Origin of the sequence: Deinococcus arcticus (genome assembly GCF_003028415.1) — a bacterium.
In the GTDB taxonomy this organism is placed as follows: Bacteria; Deinococcota; Deinococci; order Deinococcales; family Deinococcaceae; genus Deinococcus; species Deinococcus arcticus.
This window is the reverse complement of the sequence record NZ_PYSV01000007.1, coordinates 48,377-68,388: the sequence shown is the minus strand read 5'-3', so window position 1 is coordinate 68,388 and position 20,012 is coordinate 48,377. Positions and strand designations below refer to the sequence as shown.

Sequence of the window (20,012 nt, the reverse complement as noted above, 5' to 3'; positions counted from 1 at the left end):
GGTCTGGGGCAGGGCTCAGCGGGCCTGGATGCGCCACACCCGGCCGGCACCGTCGTCGGTGAGCAGCAGGGCGCCGTCCGGGGTCACGGCGAGGTCCACCGGGCGCCCGCTCACCGCGCCGCCCTTCAGGAAACCGGTCAGGAAATCGGCGCTCTGGCCCGTCTGGGGATCCACGGTGATGACCTTGTAGCCGCTCTTTTCCGTGCGGTTCCAGCTGCCGTGCAGGGCCACGAACATCTGCCCCTGGTAGCGCGCCGGGAAGGTCTTGCCGGTGTAGAACGCCAGCCCCAGCGGCGCCGAGTGCGCAGTGGTGAGCGCCAGGGCCGGCACGGCGCCCGTGCAGGTCGCGGCCGTGCGCTTGCCAAAATTGCTGTCCCACACCTGTGGCTGCCCGGGCTGGGTGGGGTAGCAGTAGGGCCAGCCGTAAAAGCCGCCGTCGCTCAGGCGCCAGAAGGCTTCGGGTGGAATGTCGTCGCCCAGCTGGTCTCGGCCGTTGTTGGTGGCATACAGTTGCCCGCCAAACCACTCCAGGCCCACCGCGTTGCGCAGGCCGCTGGCGAACAGGCGGCCATTGCTGCCGTCCGCGTCGTACACCCAGACCGCCGCGCGCCGGGCATCGGTTTCCTCGCAGACATTGCAGGTGCTGCCCACCGAGACGTACATGCGCCCGTCCGGGCCAAACACCACCGTGCGGGTGGAGTGTCCGCCGCCCCCAGGCAGCGACACCACCGGCTGCGCGGGCCCGCTGGCCTTCACGTCACCCGCCGCATAGGGAAAGCGCACCACGCCGTCGGTGTTCGCCACGTACAGAAAGCCGCCGTGCAGTGCCAGCCCGTGCGGCTGGTTCAGGCCGCTGGCGTAAACCTCCTTACGGTCGGCGGCGCCGTCACCGTTGCGGTCGGGCAGCACGTACACGGTGCCCGCCCCGGTGTCGCTGAGCAGCACGTCCCCGTTGCCCGCCACCGCCATCAGGCGCGGCTTTCTGAACCCCTCGGCGTAGGGGGTCACGCTGAAGCCCGCCGGCACCGTGAAACCACTGGTGTCCGGCGGGGTACCCGGGGCGGGGCTGGGCCCGGCTCCCAACTGGGTGCAGGCGGTGCCCGTCAGGGCCAGGGTCAGCAGGGCGGCGCAGATGTGGGGCGTCATGCCCCATCACACCAGCGCCTGGTGAGGCCGGGATGGTCCGGTGCTCAGGGCGGGCTTAGGGACGCAGGACCAGCCCCAGGACTGCCCTCAACTCTCGTACTTGCTGAGCACCTGCTCGGTGCGGGCGTGTTTGACCCGGTTGACCAGCCGCTCGTGCTCGTGTTTGTCGCGCAGGCTCTTGCTGAGGGTGAGGGTGCTGGCGGTCAGGAACAGGGTGCCCATGTACAGGTAGCCCTTGATCCACCAGTTCACCGGAATGAAGTAGATGCCCAGCAGCAGCAGGCTGAGGCTGGCCAGAAAGGCAATCCAGATAAAGCTGAGCCACGCGGGCGAATCGCCCTGCAGATCGGGGTTCACGTACTGGGTCATGGGCGGGCCTCCTTGGGGGCGCTGAACAGGCTGACCCGCAGTGTAAAAGGGCCCGCCGCGCCGCGCTGCCCAATGTGAACAGGGTGCAGCCGGCAGGGGCGTAAACCTTCGGAGGATGACGGGGGGCGCGGGAGGCGGGCGCGCAGGCACGGCCCCTGTGCCAATCCTGTGCCAAACCAGAAAAAAGGGAACACGGCATCAACCGTGTTCCCTTCTTGGTGGAGGCTTGGGGATTCGAACCCCAGACCCTCCGCTTGCAAAGCGGATGCTCTCCCGCTGAGCTAAGCCCCCTCAGCGCCCGGCACTGTAGCAGAGCCTTTCCGGCTTGGCAAGCGTGGCCCCTTACCCGGCCGGCGGCGCTCGCCAGATGGCGGATGGCCACCCCGGGGCAGGGGCGCGTAGCATGCGCGCATGTTTCGCCGCCGCCCTCCCCTGCCGCCCTTCCCGCCCGGCGCGCTGCTGGTGGGCGGCGCGGCGCGCGACTGGCTGCGCGGGGTGGCCGCCAAGGACTACGACTGGGCGGTGCCGGACCCCAGGGCGGCGGCGCTGGCCCTGGCCGGGGCCACCAGGGGCGCGGCCTTTGTGCTGGACGACGAACGCGGCTACTGGCGGGTGCATGCCCCGGACGGCGTGCAGCATGACCTGGTGCCACTGCCCGCCGACCTGAACGCCGATCTGCAGCGGCGCGATTTCACGGTCAATGCCATGGGGATAGACGCGAATGGGCGGGTGCTGGACCCCACCGGCGGCCTGGGGGATCTGCGGGCGCGGCGGCTGCGCATGGTGGCCCCGGAGAACCTGCGCGCCGATCCCCTGCGGGCGTGGCGCGCGGCGCGCTTTGAGGTCACGCTGGGCTTCCGGCTGGAGGCCGCCACCGAAACGGGGGTGCGCGAGGTGGCGGCCGGTCTGGCGGGCGGCGCCCTGCCCCCGCCGGCCCCGGAACGGGTGCGCGACGAACTGCACGCCCTGCTGGGCCACCCGGAGGCGGCGCGCGGCCTGCTGCGCCTCGAAGCGCTGGGCCTGCTGGCCCTGACCCTCCCGGAGCTGCGCGAGGGACTGGGCCTGATCCAGGGCGGCTTTCACCACCTGGATGTGTTTCACCACAACCTCGAAGCCCTGCACCAGCTGCTGGCCCGGGAACCCCACGCGCCACTGCCCCTGCGCTGGGCCGCCCTGCTGCACGACGTGGGCAAGCCGCGCACCCACGCGCGTGATCCCCAGACCGGGCGCCAGTCCTTTCACGGCCATGACAAGGTGGGCGCGGCCCTGACCACGCAGATCCTGACCCGGCTGAAACTGCCTGGCGACGACATCCGCCGCGCCTCGGCGCTGGTGGGGGCGCATATGGTGCCGCTGCCGGCCACCGAGCGCGAGGCCCGGCGCTTTGTCCACCGCCGCCGCGAGCTGCTGCCGGCGCTGCTGAGTGTGATGCTGGCCGACCGGGAAGCCGCGCGGGGCCCGGCGAGTTCTGGGGCCAGCCGCCACGCCTACGCCCAGGCGATGGCCCGGGTGCTTGCGGCGCTTGAAGACCAGCCCAGCGCGCCGCCGCCCCTGCTGCGCGGCGAGGACATCATGGCGCTGCTGGGCACGCCGCCCGGCCCCCGCGTGGGGCAGGCCGCCCGCGCCCTGGCCGAGGCCGCCGCCCTGGGCGAGGTGCGCACCCCGGACGAAGCGCGGGCCTTCGTGCGGCGCTGGGCCCAGGACCCGCCCGGCTGAAGCCCGGCCCTGTCCAGTTTTTGTTTCCCCTGTCAGAGGCGCGAGAGCCTGGGGCCGCTATCCTCTCCCGGACATGGAAGCGCTCCACCCTGACCAGCATCTCGCCCCGCATCCCATCACGCCCGAGTGGGTGACAGACGCGGTGTTCTATCAGATTTTCCCTGACCGCTTCGCCCGCTCTGGCCGCGTCGGGGGCCTGAACCTGCAGCCCTGGGGCGCCCCGCCCCATTTTCAGAAATACATGGGGGGCGACCTGTGGGGCGTGGCCGAGAAGCTGGACCACATCGCCTCGCTGGGCGTGAACGCCATCTATTTCTGCCCGGTGTTTCAGTCGGCGGCCAACCACCGCTACCACACGCACGACTATTACCAGGTGGACCCCATGCTGGGCGGGAACGCGGCGCTGCGCTTTCTCATTGATGAGGCGCACGCCCGGGGCATCCGCGTGGTGCTGGACGGTGTGTTTAACCACGCCAGCCGGGGCTTTTTTCAGTTCAGTGACCTGCTGGAACAGGGCGAGGGCAGCGCCTACCGCGACTGGTTTCACCCATCGGGCTGGCCGCTGAACGCCTACGATGAGAGCAAGCCCGCCCACTACGCGGCGTGGTGGGGCAACCGCGCACTGCCCAAGTTCAACACCGACACCCCGGCCGTACGCGAATTTCTGTGGGACGTGGCCGAACACTGGATTCGCTTTGGCATAGACGGCTGGCGCCTGGACGTGCCCAACGAGATTGACGACGACGCCTTCTGGCAGGAGTTCCGCCGCCGCGTCAAGGCGATCAACCCCGAGGCCTACATCGTGGGAGAAATCTGGGGCGACGCGCACCGCTGGCTGGCGGGCGACCAGTTTGACGCCGTGATGAACTACCACTTCACCCGGCCCTGCCTGGCCTTTTTCGGGGCCCGCACGCTGGACCACCCCATGAACGAGCGCAGCGGCACCGGGCGCGTGGACCCCATGGACGCCGCCACGTTCGGCGCGCGCATGACTGAAGTGACGCAGATGTACCACCCGGACGTGGTGCGCGTGCAGCTGAACCTGCTGGACTCGCACGACACCGCGCGCTTTCTGACCGCCGTGGGCGGCGACGCCAGCGCGTACCACCTTGCCACCATCTTCCAGATGACCTATGTGGGCGCGCCCTGCATCTATTACGGCGACGAGATCGGCCTGCCCGGCGGCCCCGACCCCGACTGCCGCCGCGCCTTTCCCTGGGACGAGCGCGAATGGAACATGGACACGCTGGCCCTGACCCGCCGCCTGACCGCTGCCCGCCACGCCACCCCCGCCCTGGGACGCGGCACCTTTGAAGTCACCCACGCGCAGGGGGAAGGCCTGGTGTACGCCCGGCGCCACGAACGCGGCGACGCCTACGTGGGCCTGAACACGGGCCTGAGGGCGGCGCACCTGCCCTTTACCGGCGTTCAGCCCGGGGCCTACCGCGACGTGCTGACCGGCCGGGCTGTTCACCTGACCGGCGACACGCCCCTGGGCGTGCCCGCGCGGGGTGGACTGGTGCTGGTGCCGGCTTAACCCGAGGCGGGGCGCGGGAAGCAGTACGCGGAAAGAAACCCGACCCTGCCTCCCGCGCCCCGCGCCCTGCACACTACAAAAGCAGCACCTCCACCTCTTCCCCCGCCGCCACTGGCTGCCCCTGGGGCACCACCACCAGGGCCTGGGCCTCGCTGAGGGAGCGCAGGATGCCGCTGCCCTGGGCGCCGTAGTCGTGCGCGGCGCCGTCCTGAAGAATCGCGCGCCAGAAGGCCGTTTTGTCCGGCAGGGCGGCAAAGGGCGTGGCGGCGCGCAGGCGCAGGGTCGGCGGCGCCTGCCCGGTCAGGACCGGGCGCACAATCACCCCGAACACCACGAGGCTGCTGACCGGGTTGCCGGGCAGGCCAAACACCGGCAGGCCGTTCCAGCGGCCCAGCAGGGCGGGGCCGCCGGGGCGCATGCGCACCTTCCAGAAACTCACCTCGCCGCGTGCCAGCAGCAGGTCGCGCAGAAAGTCGTATTTGCCCATGCTCACTCCGCCGCTGCTCAGCAGCAGGTCGGCGCCCCCGGCCTGTTCCAGGCTGGCCGCCAGGGCCTCCGGGGAGTCGGGGGCGTGGCCCAGGGGCACCACCTCGCAGCCGCACTCGGCCAGCAGGGCGTGCAGGCCCACGGAGTTGGCGTCGTACACCTGCCCCGGGCGCAGGGGCTGGCCCGGGGGCACCACCTCGTCGCCGGTGGCCAGCAGCGCCACCCGCCGCCGCCGGCGCACAGGAACCTGGGCATGGCCCAGCGCGGCAGCCAGGGCCAGCCGCGCCGGGGTCAGGAGCACGCCGGCGCGCAGCACCACTGCCCCGGCGAGGAAATCCCCGCCCTCGGCGCGCACGTCACCGGGGCGGGCGGGGCGCCGCAGGGCCACCCGGTCGCCCTCGCCGCTCAGCTGTTCCACCGGGCAGATGGCGTCGGTGCCGGGGGGCAGGGGCGCGCCCGTGTAGATGCGCACGCACTCGCCGGGGCCCACCACGCCCACGAAGGGAAGGCCGGCGCGGCTCTCACCCACCACCCGCAGCCACACGGGCGCCGCCGGGCAGGCGTCCTGCGTGTCGGCCTCACGGGCGGCGATGCCGTCCAGGGCGCTCTCGGTGGCGCTGGGGTGGCTGACCAGAGCGGGCAGGTCGGCAGCCAGGGTGCGGCCGTGCGCCTGCAACAGCGGCAGCGTTTCGGGCGGAGGCACAGGCAAAAGGACCGCCAGATGGGCGCGGGCCTCCTGAACAGTGACGTGCATGGGGAAGTCGGGCCGGGTCATGAAGGCAGCATAGGCGCGCGGCGCACCCGGCGCGGGCCCGCGCCGCCTACCCTGAGGCATGGGCGCGTGGTGGTGGGTGCGTCGGGCGCTGTGGGCGCTGGCCTGGACCCTGGGGCTGTTTGCCCTGGGCCTGTGGGGGCTGCGGCAGGCAGGCTGGGGGCCAGGCCAGGACGAGGCTGTGCAGGCAACCCAGCCGGCCCCGACCCAGGCAGGTGCAGCGGGGCCAGCCGATCAACCACCACAACCGGCGTCATTAACAACTGTTTCCCCAAGCAGCCCGCAGGCCACGGCTGCTGTGCAAGCTCCACAGGCGCCCCGGCCCCTTCTGACGCCCCCTGCTCCGTCCGGGGCGGCGGAGGCCCCGGCAGCCAGTCCCACGGCCTCCAGCCCGGCTGCCCTGGCACCCCTGAACGCCGTGCGCCGCCGCGCGGGCACGGCTCCAGTGACGCTGCAGGCCGCGTGGGCGCCCGGCTGCGCCGCCCACGCCCGCTACCTCGTGCGCGAGGACCGTGCCGAGCACCGCCAGGACCCCAAAAGCCCCTACCGCAGCGCAGCGGGCGAGGCCTGTGCGCCGGGGCACTACTTCGTGTCCTCGCAGCCGGATTCTGGGGCGGGCCGGGCCGTGAGCTACTGGGCCAGCGGGGCCTTTCATCTGCCGCAGTTGCTGGACCCCCGCCTGAACCGCGTGGCGCTGGGCGTGGCCCACGACCAGGGCGGCGCCCTGCGCACGGCGGTGGTGCTGGACGTGCGCCGTGGGCTGGGCCGGGCGGCCGGGCGCTACCCGGTGCGGTATCCGGCCCCCGGGGCAACGGCGCCCGGCGGCCGGGCCGCCGCCGGCGAGTGGCCCGACCCCACCGCCGGCTGCGCGGAGCTGAGCGGCGCCCCCGGCGCTCCGGTGGCGCTGCTGCTGGGCCCGGGGGGGGCAGCGGTGCGCTCGGCCGGGCTGTGGGTGAATGCCCGCCCACAGCCCGCCTGCCTGCTGACCGCGCAGACCTTCCGGGGCGCAAGCGACGGCGAAACCCGCGCCGGGCGGCAGATTCTGGCGGCGCAGGGCACGGCGGTGCTGCTGCCCCGCGCGCCGCTGCCCCCGGGCGCGCGGGTGAAGGTGCAGTTCAACACGGTGCGCGGTCCGGTGAGCTGGACTTTCCGGGTGCGCTGAGCGGCCGGCCCCCGCACGCCCGGCAGCGCCTACCCCCTGGTAGACTCCGCTCAGGCGCCAGCGCCCACCCGGCCGCCCCCCTCCCTGGACGGCCGGGGAACGGAGACCCCATGAACATCACCCAGGACAAGGTTGTCGAACTCGACTACACGCTGACTGTGGACGGCGAAGTGATTGACCAGAGCGAAAGCGGCGAGCCGCTGACCTACCTGCACGGCCACAGCAACATCATTCCGGGCCTGGAACGCGCCCTGGAAGGCAAGGCAGCGGGCGAGAGCCTGCAGGTCACCGTGGCCCCCGAAGACGGCTACGGCGAGCGCGACGAGGACAACGTCGAGGAACTGTCGCTGGAAGACTTCGAGGACGACGTGGAAATCGGCGCCACCTACTACGCCCAGGCCGAGGACGGCAGCGTGATGCCCTTCAGCGTGATGGCGGTGGAAGGCGACCGCGTGCAGGTGGACTTTAACCCCCCCCTGGCCGGCATGACCCTGAACTTTGACGTGAAGGTGCTCAGCGTGCGCGACGCGACCGCCGAGGAGCTGGAACACGGTCACGCCCACGCCGACGGCGACCACAACCACGAGTAAAGGCCCAACAGCGCGCCCCCACCCAGTTGTGGTGGGGGCGCGCTGTTGGCCATGGGCCATGAGCATTGGGGTTCCGCATGGCCCAGCGCCCATGGCCCCTCTATTCCTGATCGTCGTACAGGTGCAGCAGCTCGGCTTCCGGGTCACCGCCGGGATGGTGATGACGGGCCACCAGACGGGCCACGCGGGGGCGCGCGCCGGCGTGGGCCAGCAGGCGGGCGCCCAGTTCGGGGTGGTGCGCGCGGATGCCCAGGGCGCCCAGGGGCGGCAGCAGGCGGGTCAGGCGGTTGGGAATGAGGCCCACGGCCACCCGCTCCCACAGGGCGTAAGGGCGCAGGCTCTTGCCGCAGTCGTGCAGCAGGGCCGCCGCCAGCAGTTCGCTCTGGGCGCCCGGGTGCTCGCGCAGCAGGTGCCGGGCCACGCGGCAGGCGTGGTCGCGGTCACGGGGGTCCATGCTGCGGTACACGTGCGCCTCGGCCTCGGTCAGGAAGCGCGCGGCCCAGGCATCGTCAGGCTGGGCGTCGTCGGGGCTCATGGAGCGCCACAGCCGGCTGGCCTTGGCGCGGTAACCGTTCACCTTGCGGCGAATGCGGGCGCTCAGGGTGCGGTGGGGCATACCCAGAGCATAAAGCCCGCCCGCCCGCAGGGCGCGGGCGGGCCCAGGGACGGGGGTCAATCCGCCGCCGTCTCGGCTTCCACTTCCAGGGCGGCCAGGGCGCGCTCGGCGCTCATGGCGGCGCGGGTGCCGGCGCCTACACTGGTGCCCAACTGGCGGTAGATGTAATCACTCACGTCGCCGGCCGCGAACAGCAGGGGCACGCTGGTGTAAATCTCGTCGGTCACGTCCACGTAACCGTCAGGGCGCAGCTTGACGGTGTCTTTGACAAATTCGGTGTTCGGCACATGCCCGATGAAGATGAACACGCCGTCGGTGGCCCTGTCCTGCACCTCGCCGGTCTTCAGGTTCTTCAGGCGCACACCCGTCACGGTGTCATCGCCCTGAATTTCCTCCACAGCCGTGTCCCAGATGAACTTCATCTTGGGGTTGGCAAAGGCGCGGGCCTGGGCCACCTTGTTGGCACGCAGGGTGTCACGGCGGTGAATCAGGGTCACCTCGTCGGCAAACTTGGTCAGGAACAGGCCCTCTTCCACGGCCGCGTCGCCGCCGCCCACCACGACCACCTTCTTGCCCCGGTAAAAGAAGCCGTCACAGGTGGCGCAGGTCGAGACGCCCTTGCCCCAGAAGTGCTCCTCGCCGGGCACGTTCAGGCGCTTGGGGTTGGCGCCGGTGGCCAGAATCACGGCCTTGGCGCGGTAGGTGCCGCCGTAGCCCGTGACCGTGAAGGGATACTCGTGATTCTGCTCGTCGCGCACGATGGCCTGCACCTCGTCCATCTCGATCACGCCACCAAACTTCTCGGCCTGCTGCTGCATGCGGCCTGCCAGTTCCATGCCGCTGATGGGTTCGGGAAAGCCAGGGTAATTCTCCACCTCTTCTGTCTGGGCGATCTGGCCGCCGGGCAGGCCCTTTTCCAGAATGAGGGTCTTCAGGCTGGCGCGGCCAGTGTAAATCGCAGCGGTCAGGCCGGCGGGGCCGCCGCCGACGATCACCACGTCATAGGTGTGGGTGTTGCCCGTCATGGCTGAAGCGTACCACCGGCCACGATTCGGGATGGTCAGCCATGCACAGTTTATTTTCTAAAGCACTTCAGAGTCTTTGAATGCGGGGCCACTCAGGGCAGGGGGGTGAACGCCGAGACCGTCCACTCGCCGTAGCCGTCGGCTATGCCGTTGTCGCCCCGGCCGCTGTACAGGTACACCGGAAAGCCCAGCGCCGCATCGTAGCGCACCTGCACCTCGGGGCAGGGGGTGGTGGCCTGATATTGCAGCGTCTGCGCCAGGCTGGCGAAGCGTCCCTCCACGGTCAGCCGGGCCAGCGTATTGACCGGCCCCGGCTGCACGGGGGCGGCCAGCACGGCGCCGTCCTTTACCGTCACCTGTGTGGCGGGCAGCAGCACCGGCGCGGCCACCTGCCGGATCTCGTAGCGGTACCGGGTCAGGCCCTGGGCGGCCCAGCGGGCGCGGGCCTGGGCCAGCTGGCGGTTCAGGGCCGCAAAGTCGGGGCGCACGTAACCGGGTCGGCAGCCCGGTACCGCAGGCTGGGGCGCCCCGGCCCCCCCGGCCTGGGCCAGCGGCGCGGCCAGGGAGGCACAGACAGTCAGGGTCAGCAGGGCCGCGCGCAGGGGGGCAGACATGGCCCCAGGCTAACGGGCCCGGCAATGTCCCGTCTGAAGCTGGCCTTCAGCTCTGGGGCATTCACAGCGCCTCTGGGACCCGGGGCCTGCCCGGCGGGGCGTACCCTGAACGCCATGACCACGCCGCCCCCCTTCCTCGACCTGGGGTACTCGCTGTGCCCGAACGACACCTTTATCTTTCACGCGCTGCATGCGGGGCTTGTTCCCGCGCCGCTGCCGGTGCGCGAGGTGCTGGAAGACGTACAGACCCTGAACGAGTGGGCGGTGGCAGGCCGCCTGCCCATGACCAAGATCAGCTACCGCGCCTACTTCGAGGTGATGGACCGCTACGTGGCGCTGCGTTCGGGCGGCGCCCTGGGGCGGGGCGTGGGCCCGCTGGTGGTGACGCGGGGCGACCTGGAGAACCTGAATGGCCGCACGGTGCTCTCCCCCGGCGCCCTGACCACGGCCGAGCTGTTGCTGCGCCTGGTCTTTCCCAGGGTGCAGGTGGTGCGCGCCCGCTACGACGAGATCATGCCGGCGGTGGCCCGGGGCGAACTGGCGGGCCAGCCGGTGGACGCCGGACTGATCATCCACGAATCGCGCTTCACCTACCCGCAGCACGGCCTGCACCGGTTGCTGGACCTGGGGGCGTGGTGGGAGGGCGAAACCGGGCTGCCGCTGCCGCTGGGCGCCATTCTGGTGCGGCGTGACCTGCCCCGGGCGTTGCAGCGCGAGTTGCAGACGGCTGTGCGCCGCAGCCTGGAATACGCTTATGCCCACCCACAGGCCTCGCGGGACTACGTGCGCCAGCACGCCGCCGAGCTGTCCGAGGCGGTGATGCAGGCGCACATTGACCTGTACGTGAATGCCTTCAGCCTGGACGTGGGTGAGGAGGGTGAGCGGGCCGTGCAGGAGCTGCACCGCCGGGCGGTGGCCGCAGGGGCTGTCCGCACCAGTTCGCTGCCCCTCTTCGTGGGCTGAAGCGGCGGCCAGACCGCCTGAAGTCCACCTTCAGCTACCCTTGAGCCCACGCTGAACCTCGGCTCAGATCGTACCCATCCGCCCAATTGGGCGGGCTGAGCGGCCCTTAAGTTGACCTCGTTCAGTTCAGTCCCCCCGCTACCAGTTCAGTTGTCAGCGTTCGTCCCAGCCGCCGTGCCCAGGGGTGAAGCTGTGTGCTGTGCTGGAAACTTCCGCCGGGGGTGATCTGCGAGGTCGTCTATGCGTATCCCCCTTCTGACCCTCACGGCCATGCTTTGCAGCGCCGCTCTTGCCGGAGGCGCCGAGAACCCGACCATTGCTGACCGGGGCACCGTGAACGTGAACGGCTCGACGGTGTTCTACAAGGCCACAGGCAGCGGCGAGCCCCTGCTGCTGATTCACGGCTACCCCCTGAACGGCGAACTGTTCAAGAACAACCGAATGCTGCCCGGCTACCGCGTGATTACCGTGGACCTGCCCGGCTTTGGCCAGAGCAGGGCCCCCGGCCGCGAGGCCAGCATCGAGAACTACGCCGCCACCATGCTGGGCTTTATGGACGCCCTGAACCTGAACAACATCGTGGTGGGCGGCATGAGCATGGGCGGTATGACGCTGCTGCAGATGTACAAAACGGCCCCTGAGCGCTTTAAAGGTCTGGTCCTGATTGACACCACCGCCGACCCCGCTGGCGTGGCTGAGAAGGCCATGTGGATGGGCACGGGCCAGCAGGCCCAGGAGAAGGGCGTGGCCAGTCTCGTCAACCTGCTGATGCCCCGCATGCTGACCGCCGAGAGCCGCATGAAGATGCCCAATCAGGTGGCACACCTGGGCAGCCTGATTGAGCAGGCCAGCCTGGACGGCGCGGTGGGCGCGGCCATGGCCCTGGCCAACCGCCCGGACGCCAACCCCGTGCTGGGCACCATTCGCGTGCCCACGCTGATTCTGGCGGGCGTGGAAGACAACGTGACCCCCGCCGAGCTGCAGCTGAAGATGCAGGGCCAGATTGCGAACAGCCGCCTGGTCATGATTCCGGGTGCGGGCCATGCGGCCACCTTTGAAAAGGCCATGGCTGTGAACGCCGCCATGCGCGCCTGGCTGGCCAGCCTGCGCTGATGACCCGCCCGTCCCTCTTCCCCCAACAGGAGTGTCTATGCCCAAGTCCACGTCTCAACTTGCCCTGCTGACCCTGAGCGCGCTGCTCACCGCCACGGCCCTGGCCCAGAGCGCCCCCCCCACCCCCCGGCCCCTGCCGCCCTCGGAGCCGCCGGCCACTGTGACGGCCACGCGCAATGAACCCACAGCCCTGGAATTTACCCCCGACAAACTGGCGCGCCTGAAGGTGCCTGCCGGCTTCACGCTGAAGGTGATGGCCACCGGGCTGGGCAACGCCCGCATGCTGCACGTGATGCCCGACGGCGGTATCTATCTCACGCGCCGGGCGCAGAACGACGTGTGGTACATGAAAGACGTCAATCAAGACGGCAAGATCGAGGCCACCGAGCGCAAACAGGTGGCGCAAAACCTGAAACTGGCGCACGGCCTGGATGTGAAGAACAACAAGCTGTACGTGGTGGGCGAGAAAACCATCTGGGTGATGGATATGGCCAGAGACGGCACACTGAGCGTGCCGCGCGTGTTTGCCGACGGCTTCCCGGACGCCGGGCAGCACCCGGCCCGCACCCTGAAATGGGGCCCGGACGGTTACCTGTACGCTTCCTTTGGCTCGACCAACAACGACGCCCCCACCCCCAACCCCGAGGAAGCCACCATCCTGCGCCTCAGCCCCGACGGCAAAACCCGCGAGGTCTACGCGCGCGGCCTGCGCCACACCATCGGCTTCGGCTGGCACCCGGTCAGCGGCGTACTGTACGGCGCGGACCAGGGCAGCGACTGGCACGGCGACAACATCCCGCCCGAAGAGATCAATGTCATTGAGCGCGGCAAGAACTACGGCTGGCCCTTCTGCTACGGCGACAAGCAGCCAGACCCCTACGTGAACGTGGGCAACATTCCCGGCAAGGTGGCCAAGGAAGCCTACTGCGCGGCCACCCAGGGCAGCGTGCTGACCTACACCGCGCACGCGGCGGCCATCGCCCTGAACTACTACACGGGCGCGCAATTCCCGGCCGAGATGCGCAACGACGCCTTTATCGCCTACCGGGGCTCGTGGAACCGCGCAGAGCCCAGCGGGTACGAGATTGCCCGGCTGGTGTTCGACGGCCAGAACAAGCCCGAACGCATAGAGCCCTTCGTGACGGGCTTCGTGTTCCAGGACGCCCAGGACGGCCTGTGGAAGCAGTTTGGCCGGGTGGCGGGCGTGGCCACCTACACCGACGGCAGCCTGCTGTTTACCGATGACCAGAGCGGCGTGCTGTACCGCGTGATGTACACGGGAGGCAACTGATGAGGCGTTCTTTTGGACAGCAGACGCTGCTGGGCCTCATGGCCCTGGGCGCAGTGACAGGCGCAGCCCTGGCCGGCGGCCAGGACATGATGGCGGTGGCGGCCCCGGCCAGCACACCCCTGAAAGCCACGGCGGCCCTGCGCGACCCGGCCGGGCAGGTGCTGGGCACGGCCACCTTCGAGGAGCAGGGCATGGGCATGCGCGTGACCGTGCGGGTGTCTGGCCTGACCCCGGGGCAGCACGGCATGCACGTTCACGAATACGGGCGCTGCACCCCGGGCATTGACCCGGCCACGAACACGGTGGTGCCCTTTGGCGGCGCGGGCCCCCACTTCGACCCCGGCAAGAGCCACAACCACGACGACCCGCAGGCCGGCAACAAGTACGGTCACGGCGGCGACCTGCCTATGCTGACGGTGGGCGCCGACGGCACCGGCACGGCCAGCTTTACCACCCAGAAGTCCAGCCTGACCGGCATGAACGGCGTGCTGAACCGCACGCTGGTGATTCACGCCCGCCCTGACGACTACAAGAGCGACCCGGCCGGCATGAGCGGCCCCCGCGAACGCTGCGGCGTGATTACCCGCGACAGCTACAGCGCCCGCGACTACCCGCTGCCCGGCCCGCAGGACTTCCCCGAAGGCGTGGCCTACGACGCCCGGCGCGGCCTGCTGTTCACCGGCAGCGCGGCCAACGGCACGATTTACGCCATCAATGCCAGCACTGGGGCCGTGAGCAAGTTCAACGAGGGCGGCGGCCAGGGCCGGGCTTCCTCGCTGGGCCTGAAGGTGGACGCCCAGAGCCGGGTGTGGTCGGCCGGCGGGGCGACGGGCAAGGTCAGCGTCTTTTCCCCAGACGGCTTTCCCCTGGCCATTCTGGACACCCCCAAGTCGCCCAACAAGTTCATCAACGACCTCGCCTTTGGCCCCGACGGCTCGGCCTACGTGACCGACTCTTTCCGGCCCGTGATCTTCCGCGTGAGCCCGGACCTGAAACTGAGCGCGTGGCTGAACCTGGGCGGCACGCCCATCAAGTACGGCCCCGGCATCAACCTCAACGGCATCGTGGCCACGCCCGATGGCCGCGCCCTGCTGGCCATGCAGCTGAACACCGGCGAGCTGTGGCGCATTGACCTGCGCACCAGGGCCGTGCGGAAGGTGATGGGCGGACTCGTGAACGGCGACGGCCTGCTGCTGGATGGCCGCACCCTGTACGTGGCGCGCAACAAGGATCAGGTGGTCAGCAAGGTCAGCCTGAACGCCGATTACACGGCCGGCACCCTGGTGGCCGAGGAACCCGTGACTGGCCTGCGCTTTCCGGCCACACTGACAGCCATTGGGGGCGACCTCGTGGTCACACAGTCGCAACTGGACAAGCTGCAGGGCGGCACTCCGGAAACGCCCTTCAAGCTCACCCGCTTCAGAAAGTTCTAGCCCCCCTTCTCCGCGCCCCCCGGCCCCCACATGGCCGGGGGGCGCCGCCTTGCTGGCCCCCGGGTGAGCAGCCTGTCTCCCTGCCTCTTCCACAGCCCACTGCCTCAACCCCACAGCCCGGCTTGTAAGAACGCCGCACCGAATCCTGCGTTACGCTGGGCAGGTGACGAAACAAGGTGGCCCAGCCACCCCAGCCATCGAGGTGCGGGGGCTGTACAAGAGATACGGTTCAAACAGCGTCCTGGAGGACGTGCACCTGACCGTCATGCCCGGCGAGGTGTACGCCCTGACCGGCCCCAACGGCGCGGGCAAGACCACCCTGATCCGCGCCATGACTGGGCTGGCCTTTCCCTCTGACGGCGACGTTCGCCTGCTGGGGCGTGATGTCCACCTCGATGGGCAGCGCGCCCGCGCCTATCTGGGCGCCGTGGTGGAGGCGCCGGCCAAGTTCTATCCGCAGTTCACCGGCACGCAGAACCTGCAGGTGCATGCCAATCTGGCGGCCATGGCCCCGGGCGGGCGGCGCATCAGCCGCGACCGCATCCGCGAGGTGCTGGCGCTGCTGGAACTCACCCGCATGGCCGACAAGAAGGTGGGCGAATATTCGCTGGGCCAGCGCCAGCGTCTGGGCGTGGCCAGCGCCATGCTGGCCGAACCCAAGGTGCTGATTCTGGACGAGCCCACCAGCGGCCTGGACCCCCTGGGCATCGGCCTGATTCACCGCATCGTGACCAGTCTGGCCACCAGTGGCTGCGCGGTGGTGCTCTCCACGCACCACCTGCGCGAGATCGCCACCTACGCCCACACCGTGGGCATTCTGACGGGCGGGCGGCTGGTGGACACCGTGGACCTGCGCGCCCGGCAGGCGGCCTACCGCTTCCGGGTGGATGACCCGGTGGGCGCGGCGGCGGTGCTGGAACGGCTGCCCTTCGTGCGCCGCGTGAGCACCCGCACGCCCTACGCCATTGCTCACCTGGGCGGCGAGGCCCGCGTGCCGGATGCGCTCAGCCACCTGCACCAGGAAGGCATCCGGGTGTTCGAGGCCAGCCCGGACCACTTTGACCTGTACGAGTACTACCGCGAACGTGTGGAGCAAGCCTGATGACTGACCGTGCCCCCTTTCTGTCCCCCAGCCGGAGGCCCCTATGCTGACCCTCCTGAGCCTGGAATTCCGCAAGCTGTTTGGCGCGCGCAGCGTGCGGCTGGCCCTGCTGGTCACCTTTTTGCTGCCGCTGCTGTGGGCTTTTGCTCCCCGGCTGGACCAGCTGCTGCAGGTGAAGCTCACCAGTGGCTGGCAGCTGCCGGCGGTGAGCATCGGCGTGACCATTGGCTACCTGCTGCCGCTGTTCATTGCCGTGACTGTGGCCGAGATGATCGGTTCAGAGGTGGCGCAGGGCACGCTGGCGCCGCTGCTGCTGCGCCCGGTGGACCGCACCAAGGTCATTGCCAGCAAGCTGATCGCCGCGCTGACCTACCCCTTCCTGCTGATTTTCACCACGGTCCTGGGCTCGCTGATTGCGGGAATTCCGCTGGGCTTTGGCAGCTTTGCCGGGGGTACGGGCCTGGGGCCAGGGCTCTTTGTGGGCGTGGGCCAGCTGAGCCCGGACGCCGCCTTTGCCGAGGTGCTGCGCGGCTCGCTGCTGGCGGGTGTGGTGCTCATGCCCATTGCGGCGCTGTCGCTGCTGTTCGGGGTGCTGTACCTGAACACGGCCGCCGCCGCGCTGGCCACCTTCGCCGCCCTGATCGTGATGCGGCTGCTGGTGGTGCTCCCAGACGCCATTCAGCGCATTCTGCTGACCAGCCACCTGAACCTGTACGTGCAGCAGGGCGACATTCTGCAGCCGCTGATTCTGCTGCTGATCTACACCGCCGGCTTTGGCCTGATGAGCATCTTCGCCTTCGACCGCCGCGACGTGTAGGGCGGGGCCAAGGCCTCTTCTCCGGTGCCCAGACGCGGCACCGGCTTTTTTTGGCCTGAACGTGGGTCTGGCGCCGTTGGTCCAGCCTGAGAATGGGGCGGCGAAGGGCCAGAGTTAAGTACGTTGCACCTCACGTTACGACTTTGCAGGAGAGCACCGCAAAGTCTCCACTCCCGGTGCAACGTACTTTTTTCGATACTCGCTCTGCGGCGCAGCTGTTCCAGCCCGCTCGGTTGATCTAAAGATCAACAGCGAGCTACTTAGACTGCAGTCGTGTCCTGGCAAAGCGCCTTCAATCTGTGGCGGGAGCGTCCGTATCCTTCAGTCTCACCGTTAAGAGGAAAGGTTGACCCTTTGCTGCTGGATGCAGACTTGGCGGCACAACTGAAAAAGCTTCAGAGAGGTGGCGATGCTGTCGTGGTGTTTCAACTGGCCGAATTGCGCGACGCGCTCGTGAGGCTCCTGCCACAGATGCAGGGTGAGTGCCTGTCGTACTTCGCGGAAGCGGTTGAAGTTGCGGACCTTGCACTGGGCGAGCGCACGCAACGACTCGCCTGATCGCTTTATTGTTCCCCATACGCGGCGCCTTTTCCGCTGCTCTGTTCGTACTTCACCCAGCCTGTCCGCGCTAGCCTGACTCCATGACGGCTCCCCTCTCGCTGCATCCTGGCGGCAGCCTGTACGAGCGCATTGGGCCACAGGCGCTCTCGGCGCTGGTCACGCGCTTTTACGGCCATGTGGCGGCGCACCCGGACCTCGCCCCCATTTTCCCGGCGGACCTCACCGAGACGGCCGAGAAACAGCTGGCCTTCCTGACCGGCTTTCTGGGCGGCCCGCCGCTGTACCACGAGCGCTACGGCCACCCCCGCCTGCGCGCCCGCCACCTGCCCTTTGCCATCACGCCGGCGCGTGCCCGCGCGTGGCTGGCCTGCATGAACACGGCCCTGCGCGAAACCCCCGACATTGGGGAGGCCGAGGCCCACGAGCTGTACGCGGCACTGTCGCGCGTGGCCGTGCATATGGTGAACACGCCGGAACCCTGAAGGCGGGGCCCGCCCCCTTTCTAGGCACAAACTGGACAACTCTTTTCATTTGACTAGCAAGGTGGAGCCGGGGTTGCGGGGGGCTTTCCTACACTGCGGACCATGACCCCACCGACCCGCAGCATTGAAGACCTCCGCGCCGAGGTGGACCAGATTAACCGTGAACTGCTGAAACTGCTCTCGCAGCGCGGCGCCGTGGTGGCCCAGATTGGCCACGCCAAGACCCAGGAAGGCCGCCCCAACCATTACGACCCCGCCCGCGAGGACCAGCAGCTCAAGGAACTGGAAGCCCTGAACGAGGGGCCCTTTACCTCGGCGGCGGTCAAAATGATCTTCAAGGAAATCTTCAAGGCCAGCCTGGACCTGGAAGAATCCAACGACAAGAAGCAGCTGCTGGTGTCGCGCAAGGTGAAGGTGGAAGACACCGTGCTGGACATTGACGGCGTGCGCATTGGCGGCGACGCGCCGCCCGTGGTGATCGCCGGGCCCTGCTCTATTGAATCTGAGGCGCAGATGGAGCAGACGGCGGCTTTCCTGGCTGCGCGCGGCGTGAAGATTCTGCGCGGCGGCGCCTACAAGCCGCGTACCAGCCCCTACGGCTTTCAGGGCATGGGCGTGGACGGCCTGATTCTGGGCAGTCAGGTGGCCCAGGCCAACGGCATGCTGTTTGTCACCGAAGTCATGGACACCCGCGACGTGGAGATCGTGGCCGAGCACGCCGACATCCTGCAGGTGGGCGCGCGCAACATGCACAACTTTGCCCTGCTGCGCGAGGTGGGCCGCGCCCGGCGCCCGGTGCTGCTCAAGCGCGGACTGTCGGCCACCATTGAAGAGTGGCTGTACGCCGCCGAGTACATTCTCTCGGAGGGCAACCCCGAAGTCATTCTGTGCGAGCGCGGCATCCGCACCTACGAGAAGTGGACCCGCAACACCCTGGACCTCAGTGCCGTGGCCCTGGCCAAGCAGGAAACCCACCTGCCCGTGATTGTGGACGTGACCCACGCCGCCGGCCGCCGGGACCTGCTGATTCCGCTGGCCAAGGCCGCGCTGGCCGTGGGCGCCGACGGCATTCACGTGGAGGTGCACCCCAGCCCCGCCACCGCGCTCTCCGACAACGAGCAGCAGCTGGACTTTGAAGGCTACGAGCGCTTTATCGGGGCGCTGCAGGGCCAGCTGAAGCAGCCGGTCGGCGTGTAAACAGCAGCAAGGGCCGGGGGAGCATGAACGGCCCCCGGCCCTTGCTGTTGGCCCGGGTGCCCTTGAGGGCCCTGCCCCGCCCGGTTGAGCTGAAGATCAACAGTGATACGGACTGCCGTCCATTTCCGGAGCATCCGGGAAGAAGGGGGATGTTCCCCGCCTTCGGCGCTGTTCCAGCCCAATGCCCGGAACTCCGTATTTTTCCTTCTTCCGCTGGTCGGAACAATTCCGTAACGTGTTCCGGAATTTTTCGGAACCCATATGAGCGCCTTAAGGACGTTGCACCTCACGTTACGACTTTGCAGGAGAGCACCGCAAAGTCTCCACTCCCGGTGCAACGTCCTTTTTTCGATACTCGCTCTGCTGCGCAGCTGTTCCAGCCCGCTCGGTTGATCTAAAGATCAACAGCGAGCGACTTAACTCGGCGCGGCTTCGGTGGGCAGCAGCGCCAGCGTGCTCTCATCAACGGGCCGCAGGGGAAAGGTGTGCAGTTCCTGCACCTCGCCGCGCCACTCGCGGGTGAGACTCAGGGCCTCGACCTCAAAGTGGTCCAGGGGCGGCACCAGGGCCTGCACCTGCGCCCACAGCTCGGCCTCGGCCCAGGGCAGCACGCCCAGGGCCAGGGTCAGGTGGGGGCGGTACTCGGCGCCGTCGTGCCGGGCGCGGCTGGACGGCCCAATCGCCAGGGTGCGCGCGTGCAGGTCGCGCAGGGCCTCACTCAACTCGCACTCCAGAAAGAACATGCTGGGCACCCGTTTCCAGCCCACCACCCGCACGGTAAAGGCCGACTTGCCCCGCAGCGCCGCGCGGCACGCGGCGACCAGTTCGGCGGGGCCCAGATCGGTGTGAAACGGCGCGCGGATGTTCAGGTGCGGCAGGCCAAAGCCGCGCACGTTCAGGCGCTGCTGGGCGCGGCGCATCCAGGTATCCAGGGCTTCGGGGGGCCACGCCACCAGCGAATAGCGCGAGTGGTCCCCGGTGGGCAGGGCGGCGGCCTCGGGGGGCGAGTGCTCGGTCACA

The 20,012-nt window shown here is 69.2% G+C and carries 20 protein-coding genes and 1 tRNA gene; 13 read left to right on the top strand and 8 right to left on the bottom strand.

The genetic code is table 11. From position 1 onward, the window contains the following. Positions 1-15 precede the first annotated feature (15 nt). The 3 genes from C8263_RS08735 to C8263_RS08725 form a co-directional block, all read right to left on the bottom strand. On the bottom strand, positions 16-1,146 hold the full coding sequence (locus C8263_RS08735) for a PQQ-dependent sugar dehydrogenase (protein ID WP_107137741.1): 1,131 nt from the start codon (positions 1,144-1,146) through the stop codon (positions 16-18). 87 nt (positions 1,147-1,233) lie between these two features. After that, the gene (locus C8263_RS08730) at positions 1,234-1,515 is read right to left on the bottom strand and encodes a YiaA/YiaB family inner membrane protein (protein WP_107137740.1); all 282 of its coding nucleotides are present in this window, start codon (positions 1,513-1,515) and stop codon (positions 1,234-1,236) included. A 216-nt stretch (positions 1,516-1,731) separates the two neighbouring features. Beyond that, positions 1,732-1,806, bottom strand: a tRNA-Ala gene (locus C8263_RS08725). A gap of 120 nt (positions 1,807-1,926) precedes the next feature. Here C8263_RS08725 and C8263_RS08720 point away from each other — a divergent pair. Beyond that, entirely contained in the window at positions 1,927-3,231 is a 1,305-nt protein-coding gene (locus C8263_RS08720) for an HD domain-containing protein (RefSeq protein WP_107137739.1), read from the top strand. A 73-nt stretch (positions 3,232-3,304) separates the two neighbouring features. Beyond that, entirely contained in the window at positions 3,305-4,768 is a 1,464-nt protein-coding gene (locus C8263_RS08715; RefSeq protein WP_107137738.1) for a glycoside hydrolase family 13 protein, read from the top strand. A gap of 73 nt (positions 4,769-4,841) precedes the next feature. On the opposite strand, the gene C8263_RS08710 is transcribed toward C8263_RS08715, so the two are convergent. Beyond that, the gene (locus C8263_RS08710) at positions 4,842-6,029 is read right to left on the bottom strand and encodes a molybdopterin molybdotransferase MoeA (RefSeq protein ID WP_107137737.1); all 1,188 of its coding nucleotides are present in this window, start codon (positions 6,027-6,029) and stop codon (positions 4,842-4,844) included. Positions 6,030-6,087: 58 nt separating this feature from the next. Here C8263_RS08710 and C8263_RS08705 point away from each other — a divergent pair, with 58 nt between their 5' ends. Together C8263_RS08705 and C8263_RS08700 are read left to right on the top strand one after the other, a co-directional pair. After that, positions 6,088-7,188 (top strand): CAP domain-containing protein, encoded by a 1,101-nt coding sequence (locus C8263_RS08705; RefSeq protein WP_107137736.1) that lies wholly within the window; start codon positions 6,088-6,090, stop codon positions 7,186-7,188. A gap of 110 nt (positions 7,189-7,298) precedes the next feature. After that, positions 7,299-7,778 carry an FKBP-type peptidyl-prolyl cis-trans isomerase gene (locus tag C8263_RS08700; RefSeq protein ID WP_107137735.1) on the top strand — a complete coding sequence of 160 codons (480 nt, stop codon included), beginning with the start codon at positions 7,299-7,301 and terminating at the stop codon, positions 7,776-7,778. A gap of 100 nt (positions 7,779-7,878) precedes the next feature. Here the strand turns inward: C8263_RS08700 and C8263_RS08695 are convergent, their stop codons facing one another. From C8263_RS08695 to C8263_RS19815, 3 genes are all read right to left on the bottom strand, one after another. Then, the gene (locus C8263_RS08695) at positions 7,879-8,394 is read right to left on the bottom strand and encodes an HD domain-containing protein (protein WP_107137734.1); all 516 of its coding nucleotides are present in this window, start codon (positions 8,392-8,394) and stop codon (positions 7,879-7,881) included. A 56-nt stretch (positions 8,395-8,450) separates the two neighbouring features. Then, positions 8,451-9,419, bottom strand: a complete 969-nt coding sequence (gene trxB, locus C8263_RS08690) for a thioredoxin-disulfide reductase (protein ID WP_107137733.1) — start codon at positions 9,417-9,419, stop codon at positions 8,451-8,453. Between the two features lie 92 nt (positions 9,420-9,511). Further along, positions 9,512-10,033 (bottom strand): DUF6174 domain-containing protein, encoded by a 522-nt coding sequence (locus C8263_RS19815; RefSeq protein WP_107137732.1) that lies wholly within the window; start codon positions 10,031-10,033, stop codon positions 9,512-9,514. A 114-nt stretch (positions 10,034-10,147) separates the two neighbouring features. Between C8263_RS19815 and C8263_RS08680 the strand changes: the two genes are divergently transcribed. From C8263_RS08680 to C8263_RS08645, 9 genes are all read left to right on the top strand, one after another. Further along, positions 10,148-10,996, top strand: a complete 849-nt coding sequence (locus C8263_RS08680; protein ID WP_107137731.1) for a 1,4-dihydroxy-6-naphtoate synthase — start codon at positions 10,148-10,150, stop codon at positions 10,994-10,996. A 240-nt stretch (positions 10,997-11,236) separates the two neighbouring features. Next, entirely contained in the window at positions 11,237-12,109 is an 873-nt protein-coding gene (locus C8263_RS08675; protein WP_107137730.1) for an alpha/beta fold hydrolase, read from the top strand. 37 nt (positions 12,110-12,146) lie between these two features. Then, positions 12,147-13,400 carry a PQQ-dependent sugar dehydrogenase gene (locus C8263_RS08670; RefSeq protein ID WP_107137729.1) on the top strand — a complete coding sequence of 418 codons (1,254 nt, stop codon included), beginning with the start codon at positions 12,147-12,149 and terminating at the stop codon, positions 13,398-13,400. Continuing rightward, positions 13,400-14,833, top strand: a complete 1,434-nt coding sequence (locus C8263_RS08665) for a superoxide dismutase family protein (RefSeq protein ID WP_107137728.1) — start codon at positions 13,400-13,402, stop codon at positions 14,831-14,833. The genes C8263_RS08670 and C8263_RS08665 overlap by 1 nt, the downstream gene beginning before the upstream one ends. Before the next feature lie 163 nt (positions 14,834-14,996). Then, a complete protein-coding gene (locus tag C8263_RS08660) occupies positions 14,997-15,935 on the top strand; it encodes an ABC transporter ATP-binding protein (protein ID WP_107137727.1) in 939 nt (312 codons plus the stop codon). Positions 15,936-15,978: 43 nt separating this feature from the next. Continuing rightward, on the top strand, positions 15,979-16,752 hold the full coding sequence (locus tag C8263_RS08655; protein ID WP_107137726.1) for a DUF2705 family protein: 774 nt from the start codon (positions 15,979-15,981) through the stop codon (positions 16,750-16,752). Between the two features lie 273 nt (positions 16,753-17,025). Continuing rightward, on the top strand, positions 17,026-17,310 hold the full coding sequence (locus C8263_RS18910) for a hypothetical protein (RefSeq protein WP_146160637.1): 285 nt from the start codon (positions 17,026-17,028) through the stop codon (positions 17,308-17,310). Positions 17,311-17,393: 83 nt separating this feature from the next. Then, positions 17,394-17,795: a globin domain-containing protein gene (locus C8263_RS08650; RefSeq protein WP_107137725.1), complete on the top strand. Its 402-nt coding sequence runs from the start codon at positions 17,394-17,396 to the stop codon at positions 17,793-17,795. A gap of 102 nt (positions 17,796-17,897) precedes the next feature. Further along, positions 17,898-18,992: a bifunctional 3-deoxy-7-phosphoheptulonate synthase/chorismate mutase gene (locus C8263_RS08645; RefSeq protein WP_107137724.1), complete on the top strand. Its 1,095-nt coding sequence runs from the start codon at positions 17,898-17,900 to the stop codon at positions 18,990-18,992. Between the two features lie 416 nt (positions 18,993-19,408). Here C8263_RS08645 and C8263_RS08640 read toward each other — a convergent pair whose 3' ends face one another. Further along, entirely contained in the window at positions 19,409-20,011 is a 603-nt protein-coding gene (locus tag C8263_RS08640) for a 2'-5' RNA ligase family protein (RefSeq protein ID WP_233218729.1), read from the bottom strand. Position 20,012: the final 1 nt, after the last annotated feature.